Here is a 12,152-nt window from a genome sequence, read left to right as displayed (position 1 = left end):
CTTCCTTTCTTAGTTTTCCTCTTTTTTCATATGGACATCCATTTGCGGATAAGGGATTGTAATCCCTTTTTCATCAAATGTCAGTTTTACTTTTTCAATCGTATTAAAATAAACATCCCAGTAATTAGCTGTATCAACCCATGCACGAGTGATAAAGTTTACACTGCTATCACCCAACTCGCTAACAGCTACAAACGGTTCGGGGTCTTTGTGAATTCTTTCATCGCTGTTAAGAATATCGATAAGAACCTGTTTTGCCAAACGTAAATCATCATCGTACCCGATACCAAACGTCAGATCAACACGTCTTTTCTCTTTTTTAGAAAAGTTTACGATGTTGCCGCCGATGATTTTTGAGTTTGGAACAATGATGGTTCTGTTATCTAACGGTGAGATGATAGTTGAGAACATAGTGATATCATCAACCGTACCCGTAGCTCCACCGGCTTCGATAAAGTCACCGATCTTAAAAGGTCTGAAGATGATAATAAGTACCGCAGCACCAACATTTGCCAAAGAGCCTTGGAGTGCTAAACCAACAGCAAGAGAGGCTGCACCAAAGACTGCGATAAACGACGTAGTATTGATTCCAAGTGCGTTGAGTGATGCAAGTATCACCATTGCAAGAAGTGAAAAGTAGACTAAGCTTTCTGTAAATTCAGATAAAGTGATGTCGACTTTTGCTTTGGTCATCATAGTTTTTGTGACTACAGAAAGTTTCTTAGCTACCCATTTACCGATGATAAATATGGCAAGAGCAGCGACTATTTTAAGTCCGTACTCACTGAGATATACTAGTGCGAGATCAGCATATTTGTTAAAGTCCATTGTGAGAACCTCCATTTAGTTTCATAAATTATATAATAATATTATGTCCAAGTAGTGTTTTTTGCTTATTTTCCAGATATCTCGCGAGCTTATGATAGGAGTTTTTATACTCTGAATTGATTCTGTAAAGGTTTTGTCTGTATTTTAGATAATTTGCCCATACTCTTTTACTTTGAGGGATTCTTCCACGTTTAATCAGCTCAAAACTTACAGCTGCATTGATAAAACCTTTGAGCAGTTCCACCTCACTGCATTTTTCAAAACGTCTTGGAAACCACACCTCTTCAAGTGCTTCGTGTGCATCATAGAAACGACTTTCATCAATGCAATGTACAAATTCTTCGATTTTTTTATTTATCATCTTCATCCAATAGCTGCATATTTACACGCCAGTATCCGCGTCCGCCTTTAAGTGATACACAGTTGTAATCGGGAAACTTCTCTTTATACTCACTGAGTCTCTCTTTTGTTGCCTTACCGGTATCGCAGTAAAAAACAAACACACTCCCTTTTGGGTACTTCTTCATCTCATATGGATTGTATGTAATAGTGTCTGCTTTATCGATCGGAGAGAGTATGGTATCGATTAAAACTACATCAACACCCTCTTTTTTAAGGGCTCGTTTATTTCTTAAGAACTCCTCTTGAGTCCATTCATCTTTTATTTCCATGGGTGCATTATAAAAGGATATTACTTAATTTTAGAGTATAATGATAAAAAGATACTACATATTAAAACGAAATTAAAGAAAAGACCTTTTTAATGGCAAAAAAACATAAAAAAAACACCAAAATCAACCAACGCATAAGAAAATTTTTTGATGACGATCCTTTCGATATCGGGATCGAGCGAGTTGAGTCTAAAACATTAAGTGAACTCTTTGGAGCACTTGGAATCTACGATATTGAACATAATCGCGATCTGATGATCAAAACACTTCGTATGATCTGGTCTGAAGCAGACAGCGAGATTCGTCGTGATATTTTGCACTTCTTTGAGAATGAGGGGACGATCTATAAGGGGGATAAAATTAGCGAACAGCACCACTTTGATCGTGAAGCCAAAATTGAAGCACTGCTGAGTGAACTTGAGGTAACCCCCGTAGAAGCGGCACGACTGCGTGAAGCATTCTCTACAATCAGAAGTAAAAAAATCACCATAGAGAAGATGGAATCAAAACTGCGCCATATCCGTTTTGAGATCAAAAAAGAGGCTTTAGAGAAGGAGTTGGAAGGCTTTTTCGATATTGATGACAGTCTGGAGTTCAATGCTTCGCTCAAGTACGATATCTACGATCAGCAGTTTCATAAAATCCTTACACTTAACACAAAGCCTTACTCTTACGAGTATATAGAGTCGGAACCTTTTGAAGCCATTGTAGAAAAGATAGGTGCCGATAAAATAGAGGTTGTAAAAGCAAAACAGGAGAGTATTGAGAAGTTTATCGCGTCGATCAAAGATCCGCACCAGTACTTAACACACGAAGAGATTGTAAATTCACTGCGTTCATCTCCTCCTAAAACGATGTTAAGTTATCCGCTTATAACACCGAAAGTACTGCGAAAAATTATTAACCAAAAGATAGACGCAAAAGCGATCGATATCCACGATGAAGAGCTGTTGATCGAAGTTGTTCAGAGCTTGGAGCTACCAAACTCTCAAAGAGTTGTTGAGTACAATTTAGACCTTCACGTAGAGTTAAACGGTGTACTAGAGGAGATCTGGAATGCACGCGGTTTTAATTTCGATCAGCTTTTAGATGAGTATAAAAGCGAGTTTGAAAAAGCCTTTTTTGAAGAGCTTGAAGCACTTGCAGATGAGTGTGGTTCGTATGCAAATCTTCTCAATTATGAAAAAGAGGAGATCTACAATAAGGTTTATGACTTCTTGCTCGATCAGCTCGGGATTCATCTTACTATTACACCGAAGATCTACAGAAAAACGGTTCGCAGATTTTTATACTCAATTCAAGAGGAGTTGATCAAAAAGCAACGCCAGGAACTTCTTGCCAGAACAATTCGTGATTTTAAAAATCTTTTCCCGATCGCACGCGACATGAAAAGAAAGCTTACTTTACATATAGGGCCTACAAACAGTGGAAAAACCTATACCGCGATGCAAAGATTAAAAGATGCCGACACGGGATATTATCTTGCACCCCTTAGACTTTTAGCCCTGGAGGGGTATGAGAATTTAAACTCTATGGGTGTTGACTGCTCACTTATTACGGGTGAGGAGCAGCTCATTAACGATGAAGCGACCCACATCAGCTCCACAATAGAGATGATGAACTTTGACGTTGATGTCGATGTATGTGTGATCGACGAGGTACAGATGATCGATGATCGTGATCGCGGCTGGGCATGGGCAAATGCCATTATCGGTGCTCCGGCAAAAGAGATCATCATGACGGGTTCTGTAAATGCCAAAGATGCAGTTATCGCACTTGCAGAGTATCTCGGCGAAGAGCTTGAGATCATTGAATTTGAGAGAAAAAATCCACTTGAAGTTTTAGAAAAACCTGTTGCAATAGAGGATATAGAACCCTCTACGGCAGTAGTTGCTTTTAGTAGAAAAGATGTTCTTAAACTCAAACAAAGACTTTCAAAAACTTTTAGCGTAAGTGTCGTTTACGGAAACCTCTCCCCTGAAGTAAGGCGTGAAGAGGCAAGAAGATTTCGCGAAGGTGAGACACAGGTGTTGGTTGCAACCGATGCTATTGCAATGGGGATGAATCTTCCGATTAAGACCATTTTGTTCTCCAAAGCTGATAAGTTTGACGGGATCATTCAACGCGATCTTTTCCCTTCAGAGATCCATCAGATCTCTGGACGTGCTGGAAGATATGGTCTTGAAGAGAAAGGGTATGTAGGGGCTTTAAACAAAGAGACCCTTAGAGTGATCAAGAAAAACTTCCATAAAGAGGCAAGAAAAATTGCAACACCTTTTAAAGTGATGGCAAACTTGGAGCATATTAAACTGGTAAGTTCGATCTTGGAAGAGAATTCACTCGAAGAGATCTTAAACTTTTTTATCCAAAATATGGAGTTTAGCGGCCCTTTTTATGCGGCAAGTCTGGATGATATGCTTGAAGCCTCAAAGATAGTGGACAGTTATAATCTCGATATCGCGACAAAGTACCATTTAGCGTGTGCGCCGCTGACATTGAAATCGCCTTATATCATTACGGCCTACGAGACATATATTCACGCCTTAGAGAAGCAGGAGCTGGTTCATTATCAATCTCCTAGACTCAGCGGTGATTTTGCACAAACATCTCAGGAACTGTTGATGGCAGAAGATATGGTTAAAGAGATCTCGCTGTATCTGTGGCTGAGTTACCGTTTTAGTGATTATTTTGTAGATGTAGAAAAAGCGACAGAATCAAGATATATTTTAAACCGCTATATAGAAAAAACACTTCAAAAAACGGAACTCTCGCAAACATGTAAGTTATGTAGTGCGGTGTTACCGATTAATTCAAAGTATAATATTTGTGAAAACTGTTTTAAAAAGAATTATACGAGAAGGGGTGCGGGTGCTAGACGACCTAGAAGCTGATTAGCTTCTGAATTCGTCGATCGTAGTTTGAAGTTTTGTCGCAACTTCCACTAATCTTTTAAGATCAGTCTCGATGTGAAGTACGCTTGTGTTGTTTTGTGAAGAGAGGCTCTCAATCTGATTGATATTCTCAAGGATCTCTTTTACATTGTTAGAGATTTTGAGGCTGTCCTCTTTTGATTTATTTGCAACCGTTGTTGATGTTGCCATCGCATTTGATGTAATGTTGATCTTCTCTTCAACATCGTTTGAGATCTCTGCGAGTGATTCGATCTGTTTTGCATTTTTTGCCATTTTGTCTGTAGCATCGTTGATCGATTGAACAATAGTGCTTACCGTGATATCGATCTCTGTTAAACTTTTTTGCGTACGCTCTGCAAGTTTTCTTACTTCGTCTGCAACTACCGCAAATCCGCGTCCGTGTTCACCTGCACGTGCAGCTTCAATAGCAGCGTTGAGTGCTAAAAGATTTGTCTGGTCTGCGATATCGTTGATGACGCTTAGTACATCTTTTACTTGTGCCGTATCATCTTTAAGTGCTGAAAGCTCTTGGAGTAACTCCTCTTCACTTTGCACAAATCCTTCAACCTCATTACTAAGCGTCGATAAAGAAGATCTTGCATTGTTTAACTCTGTATCAGCTTCTTGGATAGTTGCCTGAGTGCTTGCTGCAGCTTCTAGAGTTTCTTCTAGAACATGTTGGATATCGATCCCTTTTTGTCCCGTAGCGTCAACTAAGCTTTTCTCTTTTTGTGTCGCTTCTCTGATCACGTGTGATGCATGCTCAATCTCAGAAGCAATTTTAATGTTTTGTTTCCCTTGCGCTTTTACCTCGTTGATAGTGGCTTGGATCATCTCAATAAAGTTGTTTACTTCATGAGCAGCTTCCCCAAACTCGTTCCCCTCTTTTACTGCAAGTCTTTTTGTAAGGTCTTTATCTCCGCTGATAAGGTCTGAAATTTTATCTTTTAGTGCCGTTAGCGGGTGCATAATCTCATGCATGAAGAAAACTGATGAAACAATCATAAAAAGAACAACAACTACAATAAGTGTAATAATCAATGCTGTATTTGTAGCAGTGATCTCTTTATCGTTTTTATCTAGTGAAAGTACAAGGTCCATCGCTCCTAAAACGTCACCAACTTTTGAGTTGTAGTGACACTGTAAACATCTCTCTTCTGCAACCATCGGTTTGATTTGTCTGATCGTATGGTGAGCGTTATTTGTTTTTTCAATCAGTTTAGTTGTTTTGTTGTTGAGTACATCAATTAAAAGAGGATCGGTTGTAAACTTCTCCTGCGGTGAATATACCTCTATAACAGCTTTTGATTTTGCAATGTTTAAATCTTCAATACCGTCTATTTTTTTTGCAGAGTGAAAAGTTTGTTCTACAATAGAGGGATCACCCATCATCATACTTGTTGTCATTGTTTGAAAAATAGATTCACTAAGCATAGTCAGTGAACGTTTTGTTGTGTTGTTTGAAAGCTCATTAAGCGTGTAAGACAAATAATACGTGATGGAGATCAATCCGACGATTGATAGTGAGAGTATTGAGGCAATAACTTTTGACTTGACCGATTTAAACATTATACCTACCTAGTATGGTTTGAATTGGGAGTATTATATCATAATAGTATTTCAGTGACTGATGAATATCTAATCGGTTTTGAAAAACTCTCTTCAAGTGTTTGAGCATTTATAATTTGTAAAAGAGTTTTTATAACTCCCGAGTGTGTCACTATTAAAACCGTTTTGAGATCTTTTTGCTCTTTGAGATAGGAGAGAAAAAAATTCTCTATTCTGTCGGTAAATTCGGTTACTCTCTCTCCGTCAAGCTGTTCAACCCATTCAGAAAATGTAGTGTATTTGATTCCGCTTGCTTCGATCTCTTCAAAACTCATACCTTCGTGTTTCCCCCACGATTTCTCACGAAGCTCTTTTGTATAAAGAGGTTTTAGAGGCAGAGCAAATTGTGCAAGTGTTTCTTTTGCACGTGTAAGATCGGAACAGTACACAGCGTCAAAATTATAGTGTTGTAGTTGTCTGCCGAGTGCTTTTGCATCTTCAAGCCCCTTTTTTGAAAGGGGGATGTCGATATGGCCGTTATATTTTCCTTGATACTCTTCAAGCACCTCGGAGTGGCGTACTAAAACAAGATTCATAGGAGTATTAGAGCATTGAGTAAGATAAGTTCGCTGCTCTCGATGATAAACCCATACATATCACCATTTAGCCCTTTATATCTTCGTGTTAGTAGACCTGCAATTATAAACATACTTATAAGTGCGATCAAAAGCATTAAAGTTTGGCCAAAAAGATAACTGAGTATCACACTAAAAAGAAGTGCTATGACGATATAGGTTGTTTTTAGCTCCTGCTTTATAAGCGCTCCGACACCGCTGCTTATGTAAGGGAAGATGAAAATAGCAAGAGTTGCATTAAGACGTGAGAGGAGCATCACTAAAGGTAAAAGTATCCAGGCCTCAAAGTAGATAAATGAGGAGAGTTTCAGGCTTAAAAATACAAAGGTAAAGATCATCCCCATACCGCCGATGTGGCTGTCTTTCATCACCTCTAAAGCTTTTTCCTTTTTTACAAAAAAACCATCAATTGTGTCACTCAGACCGTCAAGATGAAGCGCACCCGTAAAAAGTACGCTCAAACCAAAAAGAAGAACTGCTAAATGTGGTGCAGGGAGATGGTTATGAAGTAAAAGATAGAGTCCGTAAACAACAGCGCCGAGGATAAACCCTATAAACGGGTAAAAAAGTGCGGATTTTCCGTTGATCCCATCTTCATAGGTGTGGATCTTAAAAAAGGGAAAGATCGTAAACATATTAAAGGCGAGGGCAAAGGCTTTTAGGTAACTCATTTTATTTTCACACTTATTCCGGCGGTAACGTGAAACACCTCTTTGGAGTGTTCTGCGATATACTGGGAGATGATTCCGTTGATATCTACAAACTTTCTTACAAGCTGGTTTTCACTGATAACGGAATTACTAACATCGTTGATAACAAAGATAACATCGTTTTCCTGTTTGGAGATATTTTCAAGTTGCGTCATCATCTCTTCAAGGGTTTTGTTATGGTAGAGCATATTGTTGATCCACATACTTACACACTCTACTAAAACGGTTTTGTTTTGTTTTTGGAGTGCGTTATCAAGATTGAGCGCTTCTTCAAGTGTTTCAAATTTGTCTGCGCGTTGATCTTTATGCTTTTGTACACGTTCGTGCATCTCATCATCAAAAAACTCTGTCGTTGCAAGATAGAGAGGTTTTTGTTTTGCAAATTTCAGGGTATAGGCTTCGGCATTTTTACTTTTTCCCGATTTTATACCGCCGATAAATAATGCTTGAAAACCCATATCTTACCTTTACATCATGTTGTACATAATAAGCTCAACCGCTTCAACTACCTGATCGTTTTCTAGGGAATTGGCAACACCGTATGCAAGTGCAGCTCCGGCACCCACACCCTCTTTAGCTTCCCCTTCGTCATACTTTTTAAGTACAGGTATCTCGGCATTTTCAAATGTGAAAGTTGTGTAGAGGGCATTTGGCGTGTAGCTTAGTTTTGAAAGAATTTTTGCAATATCCGAAGCGGGATCTTTTGCTACCCACACAGTTGTCGCAAGGGTTACATTGTTATGGTTGATTCTCTGTAATATATCTTCACGCACGGCATCGGCAATGAGCAGACATGCAGCCATCTGTGTACCGCCCGCTAGTACTACTTCGAAACGTTTACTCGCTTCTACTAAAAATCCTGCACAAAACAGCAGCATATTGTCACTTACCATTCCCAGTTTGTCAAAGTTAGACATCTCTGTATCTATAAGCGAAAGTGCTTTATCAAGTGTCTCTTTTTTAATATCTTTTGGAGCATTTAGAAAGCTTGATGAAAAAGCATCTTCTAAATCATACCCAAGAGCAAGTACACTTGCCGCTGCAGTTGTTGTACCCGATGGAGTAGATTCCCCTAAAATAAGGTAGTTTCCTTTGAGCTCATACTTACGTCCAAAATCCATCCCTTTGGCAAAGATCTCTTTTGCATCTATCTTTGCCCCTTGATCGATAGCCTCAGAAGCTTTTATATCAAAGTTGTGCAAAGGGACATTCTGCGGTTTTACCTCTAAGCCCAGATCTAAAATCTCAATAGTATTAAAAGGATTAAGATTATGGATAGCACGAGTTATAAGTGCAGGTGTCGGTACACCGCTTGGAGTCTCTGCAATCTCAGGCATCGAGTAGAGTTTTTCATCTACGATAAACTCCGCATCGAGTGTCGGCGTGTAAGCAATTTTTCCGGGGATTCCCGCTTGGGTGATCCCTGCTATTTCACACGTCTTTGTTACAGAGGCAGCGAGTAGAAAATCTGCCTTGCCTTTTGGGAGAGAAGTTGGTTCATTTGTTAAGATATTGTATGTATTCATAGCTGGAATTTTAGCTAAAAATAGTAATTTAGAAGAATTTGAAAGTTGTCTTCCTGTTTTTTCTGCTTAAGAATATATTTTTCTTTGTATTCGTATTTCACTTTTAGTTGGAGGTTTTGTACCGGATTTACGGACTGTGCAGCAGATATTAACAGTTGTTCATCTCCTGTATCATAGTATCTTTGCGTAAACTCTACATTTGTTTTAAGGTACTTATATTTGTCTATATCAAAACCAAAACTAGCACCGATCCCTCCCGCACTTTTGTCTGCAATATAATAGAGAGGATCTACCATCATGTATAGGTATCCGAGTTTATTCCCCCAGCTAAATCCCGCACCCACACTTGCACTAAAGTTTGCTTTTGTATCAACATAGTTTTTATCCCAGCCAAATTTTGTTCTCCATGAAAAAGGGGAGAAAAGTTTTGTGCGTTGTGCTATTGACTTGATTGATAGTACCGTTAAATCTTCAATTTTTAGAGAGTCTTTAGTAGCTCCAAGTTCTATATTTAAAAACTCTATCTGCGTACCTCTTAAGAATCCGTATTGCGGATCTTCAAGGGTATGGTATGCCGGACGGATACCTAAAACAGTATAGTAAGAGGAATCCCTAAGAGCACCACCGATAGACAGCTTCACTGCACGGTGTGATTCTAGAGGGTTCTGGGGATTTGGAAAATTGAGTTTTTTCCCTTTACCCAGTTTTGCTCTTGAAGAGGAGAGTTTGTAAAAAAGATCAAGATATTTCTCTTTTTTCATCTCGTTACGGGAAAATGAGTATTCCAAGTATTCAACTGCCGCTTCATAGATATATTGTTTTTGCTGAGTAGAGATGTTGTTATCTTGCAGTAGCGTTAGATTTAGCTTCTCATCCTCTTGGAGCTCTTTTACCAAGTGAATATTCTGATCCTCTATCAGCTCCTCATATTTTAAAAGGATAGTACGTTTTGAAGGTCTGTAAAACTCTTTAGCGATAAGATCTTCTTCATTGGTAGCATGAACACTCTCCAATGGAATTACCTGATAGGCAAAATGCTCCCGTATATGTGTACTAGGACGTGCTATCTCCATAAGCCAGAGCATATTGTACGAGCAGTTCTCGGTAAAAAAGTAGTAGTAAGATTTTGTGCCGTTAAGCTCCCAGATATGGCGTACCATACGCATAACTTCCTCTTGTGTGAGGTTTAAATCATACTCCCAGATATCACGTCTTTCGGTATCTCTATACTCTTTTAATTTATCGTAATAAGGTAAGAGTGAATACTTTCCGAAATAGCCTCCAAAAAGCCCTTTAAGGGCAAATCCGACAGCATTTTCTTTATCTGGATCGGCGTCAGCTGCATAGTTGATCGCATACGCTAAGAGTTTGGAATTGTACTTGGAGTTTATACGTAAAAAAGTGTGTCCAAACATTGAAGCAGGAGAGTTTATATGCGCTGCCGGGAAAACCAGGGTTGCCGAAGTCGGGGAGAGTTTCTCGATCGTGTCGTCATACTCTTGACACTGTACCTCAGGGAAATCGGTAATGTTCAGGTTCTCTTGCAACCACGCTTTTCTTGCAGGAAACAAACATGCTGAGGAGTTATCGTCAAAACGCTTTTCGTTAAAGAATGCGTCCAGAGTCGCATCGAGTTCTGCTTCGGCATCTTCTTTACCGTTTTTTGCAAAGAAAAATCTTGGATCATCAATCTCACTTACACCATTGCTCATATGGAGTAAAAGATGCCAGTAACGTTCGTCGGATAAGTGCAGCTCTTTTGCTTTTGTTTTATATTCATCTACATTAGCATAGGCAATAGATGCAAATAAAATAAAAAATAAAAATGATATTTTTAAAATGGGAAGTTCCTAAGATAGAAATAGAACAAGCAAAAAAGCTTGTTCTGTAAGTTATTACATTGAAGTTTCAGAGATGTTGTCTAATACTTCGTTCATTTCTACATTTTTAGAAGTGTAGATTTTGTTGTAGTTTGCTTGAAGTGCAGATGCGAAAGTTTCTTTATCTTGAACATCTAAAAGCTCAGCTAGAGTATCAACAGATTCACCGTGACCTGCTGCAATCTCTTTTGCTAAAGTATCCATGTTAGATGCAACGAACTCTTCAGCTCTTTCATTCATAACAAACTTAGTTTTTTTACAGCCTAAAGTTCCTGAAGTGATACCGAAAGTTTGGTTACCTAAAGTACCGTTTGTTGTAGCTTGTAGAGCTAAAAGAACTGCAGATGAATCATCTTTGATAATTACCGAACCAAGACCACAACCAGTTTGGTTGTTTACACCTGCAAACGCTGTTGCCGTAATAGCTAAAGCAGCTACTGTACTTACTAAAATCTTTTTCATGACTTTGACTCCTTGAATTTTGGTATCACACATTGTATGCAAAAGAAACTTAAAGAAAATATAAAATGTTAAAGTTAGTATAGTTTTGTGATACAATACATTAACAAGGGTATTAAAGAGACAACATGATCAAAATAGTAGAGTATATCGGCGAAAAAACACTTCATGCTCTAAGCGCACTTAACGATATTTTTTACTTTACACTTGTATGCAGTGTAAGTATGTTTCTCCCTGCCAGTTATAACCCTGCAATGCGTTCAGTCCTTATAAAGCAGATCTATTTTACCACTATTGAGATATTACCCCTTTTTACAATCCTCTCCATCTTATTTGGTACGGTTGTTATCGGCGTAGTTATCTCAGTATCTGTCGAGTACGGTCTTCAGGAGCAGATGGGATCTATCATTATCAAGTTTGTGGTTGATGAGTTTGCTCCTTTTTTTACCGCCTTGTTAATCTCTCTGCGCTCTTCGGCAGCTGTAAATGCAGAGATAGCGGTGATGAAAGTTAATAGAGAACTAAACACCCTCAATGAGTACAAAATAGATCTGGTGAGTTATCTTTTTATCCCTAGAATCATCAGCGGAATAATCAGTGTGACCTCTTTAACCTCGCTGTTTGCGATCATTATGTTGTTAGCAGGATATATTTTTGTTTTCTTCTATATGAGTTTCGATATCCACTCCTATAAGATGCTTCTGCTTAATGCGATCGAGTTAAAAGACCTCTTAATACTTTTTGCCAAAGGGATCGCCTTTGGATTTATGACGATGCTTATCCCCATCTATAGTGGACTACAGGCATTTAACAGCTATACGGCTATACCGATATCGGTCTTAAAAGGGATGGTAAGATTGTTTATCTCTATTTTTGTTATTGAGGTGTTATCATTACTAGTACAATTTATATAAAACTGTTTCATCACTATTATGAGCTTGATAATCATATAAAAACCTATAGGTCTTTAACACTGATCTCAA

Annotated in this window: 12 protein-coding genes; 2 read left to right on the top strand and 10 right to left on the bottom strand. The window is 38.6% G+C overall.

Annotated features, from left to right (window positions below; genetic code table 11):
• Positions 1-9 precede the first annotated feature (9 nt).
• From QWY88_RS06010 to QWY88_RS06000, 3 genes are read right to left on the bottom strand one after another with little or no spacing between them, the layout of a single operon-like run.
• On the bottom strand, positions 10-828 hold the full coding sequence (locus tag QWY88_RS06010) for a mechanosensitive ion channel family protein (protein ID WP_304545101.1): 819 nt from the start codon (positions 826-828) through the stop codon (positions 10-12).
• Positions 829-856: 28 nt separating this feature from the next.
• Positions 857-1,189 (bottom strand): DUF309 domain-containing protein, encoded by a 333-nt coding sequence (locus tag QWY88_RS06005; RefSeq protein WP_304545099.1) that lies wholly within the window; start codon positions 1,187-1,189, stop codon positions 857-859.
• A complete protein-coding gene (locus tag QWY88_RS06000; RefSeq protein WP_304545097.1) occupies positions 1,179-1,499 on the bottom strand; it encodes a type 1 periplasmic-binding domain-containing protein in 321 nt (106 codons plus the stop codon). The genes QWY88_RS06005 and QWY88_RS06000 overlap by 11 nt, the downstream gene beginning before the upstream one ends.
• Before the next feature lie 92 nt (positions 1,500-1,591).
• Here QWY88_RS06000 and QWY88_RS05995 point away from each other — a divergent pair, with 92 nt between their 5' ends.
• Positions 1,592-4,390, top strand: a complete 2,799-nt coding sequence (locus QWY88_RS05995) for a helicase-related protein (RefSeq protein WP_304545095.1) — start codon at positions 1,592-1,594, stop codon at positions 4,388-4,390.
• Here QWY88_RS05995 and QWY88_RS05990 read toward each other — a convergent pair whose 3' ends face one another.
• From QWY88_RS05990 to QWY88_RS05960, 7 genes are all read right to left on the bottom strand, one after another.
• Complete coding sequence (locus QWY88_RS05990) at positions 4,391-5,980, bottom strand: methyl-accepting chemotaxis protein (protein ID WP_304545093.1); 1,590 nt, start codon at positions 5,978-5,980, stop codon at positions 4,391-4,393.
• A gap of 38 nt (positions 5,981-6,018) precedes the next feature.
• Entirely contained in the window at positions 6,019-6,555 is a 537-nt protein-coding gene (locus tag QWY88_RS05985) for a histidine phosphatase family protein (RefSeq protein ID WP_304545091.1), read from the bottom strand.
• Positions 6,552-7,265 (bottom strand): adenosylcobinamide-GDP ribazoletransferase, encoded by a 714-nt coding sequence (locus QWY88_RS05980; protein WP_304545089.1) that lies wholly within the window; start codon positions 7,263-7,265, stop codon positions 6,552-6,554. Before QWY88_RS05980 ends, QWY88_RS05985 begins: the two co-directional genes overlap by 4 nt.
• Positions 7,262-7,762: a bifunctional adenosylcobinamide kinase/adenosylcobinamide-phosphate guanylyltransferase gene (locus tag QWY88_RS05975; protein ID WP_304545087.1), complete on the bottom strand. Its 501-nt coding sequence runs from the start codon at positions 7,760-7,762 to the stop codon at positions 7,262-7,264. The genes QWY88_RS05980 and QWY88_RS05975 overlap by 4 nt, the downstream gene beginning before the upstream one ends.
• A 9-nt stretch (positions 7,763-7,771) precedes the next feature.
• Positions 7,772-8,830, bottom strand: a complete 1,059-nt coding sequence (cobT, locus tag QWY88_RS05970; RefSeq protein WP_304545085.1) for a nicotinate mononucleotide-dependent phosphoribosyltransferase CobT — start codon at positions 8,828-8,830, stop codon at positions 7,772-7,774.
• A gap of 14 nt (positions 8,831-8,844) precedes the next feature.
• Positions 8,845-10,584, bottom strand: a complete 1,740-nt coding sequence (locus QWY88_RS05965) for an Lnb N-terminal periplasmic domain-containing protein (RefSeq protein WP_484600485.1) — start codon at positions 10,582-10,584, stop codon at positions 8,845-8,847.
• A gap of 141 nt (positions 10,585-10,725) precedes the next feature.
• Complete coding sequence (locus QWY88_RS05960; protein ID WP_304545081.1) at positions 10,726-11,172, bottom strand: DUF3015 family protein; 447 nt, start codon at positions 11,170-11,172, stop codon at positions 10,726-10,728.
• Between the two features lie 125 nt (positions 11,173-11,297).
• On the opposite strand from QWY88_RS05960, the gene QWY88_RS05955 reads away from it, so the two are divergent.
• Complete coding sequence (locus QWY88_RS05955) at positions 11,298-12,083, top strand: MlaE family ABC transporter permease (protein WP_304545078.1); 786 nt, start codon at positions 11,298-11,300, stop codon at positions 12,081-12,083.
• Positions 12,084-12,152 lie beyond the last annotated feature (69 nt).

The organism is Sulfurimonas sp. hsl 1-7, from assembly GCF_030577135.1.
In the GTDB taxonomy this organism is placed as follows: domain Bacteria; phylum Campylobacterota; class Campylobacteria; order Campylobacterales; family Sulfurimonadaceae; genus Sulfurimonas; species Sulfurimonas microaerophilus.
Note: the sequence above shows the minus strand (reverse complement) of the source record. Positions and strands in the feature narration are given on the sequence as shown.

Bases quoted from the DNA above. Each gene is read 5' to 3' on its own strand.
- QWY88_RS06010 (WP_304545101.1), bottom strand. From the start codon at position 828: ATGGACTTTAACAAATATGCTGATCTCGCACTAGTATATCTCAGTGAG.
- QWY88_RS06005 (WP_304545099.1), bottom strand. From the start codon at position 1,189: ATGATAAATAAAAAAATCGAAGAATTTGTACATTGCATTGATGAAAGT.
- QWY88_RS06000 (WP_304545097.1), bottom strand. From the start codon at position 1,499: ATGGAAATAAAAGATGAATGGACTCAAGAGGAGTTCTTAAGAAATAAA.
- QWY88_RS05995 (WP_304545095.1), top strand. From the start codon at position 1,592: ATGGCAAAAAAACATAAAAAAAACACCAAAATCAACCAACGCATAAGA.
- QWY88_RS05990 (WP_304545093.1), bottom strand. From the start codon at position 5,980: ATGTTTAAATCGGTCAAGTCAAAAGTTATTGCCTCAATACTCTCACTA.
- QWY88_RS05985 (WP_304545091.1), bottom strand. From the start codon at position 6,555: ATGAATCTTGTTTTAGTACGCCACTCCGAGGTGCTTGAAGAGTATCAA.
- QWY88_RS05980 (WP_304545089.1), bottom strand. From the start codon at position 7,265: ATGAGTTACCTAAAAGCCTTTGCCCTCGCCTTTAATATGTTTACGATC.
- QWY88_RS05975 (WP_304545087.1), bottom strand. From the start codon at position 7,762: ATGGGTTTTCAAGCATTATTTATCGGCGGTATAAAATCGGGAAAAAGT.
- cobT (WP_304545085.1), bottom strand. From the start codon at position 8,830: ATGAATACATACAATATCTTAACAAATGAACCAACTTCTCTCCCAAAA.
- QWY88_RS05960 (WP_304545081.1), bottom strand. From the start codon at position 11,172: ATGAAAAAGATTTTAGTAAGTACAGTAGCTGCTTTAGCTATTACGGCA.
- QWY88_RS05955 (WP_304545078.1), top strand. From the start codon at position 11,298: ATGATCAAAATAGTAGAGTATATCGGCGAAAAAACACTTCATGCTCTA.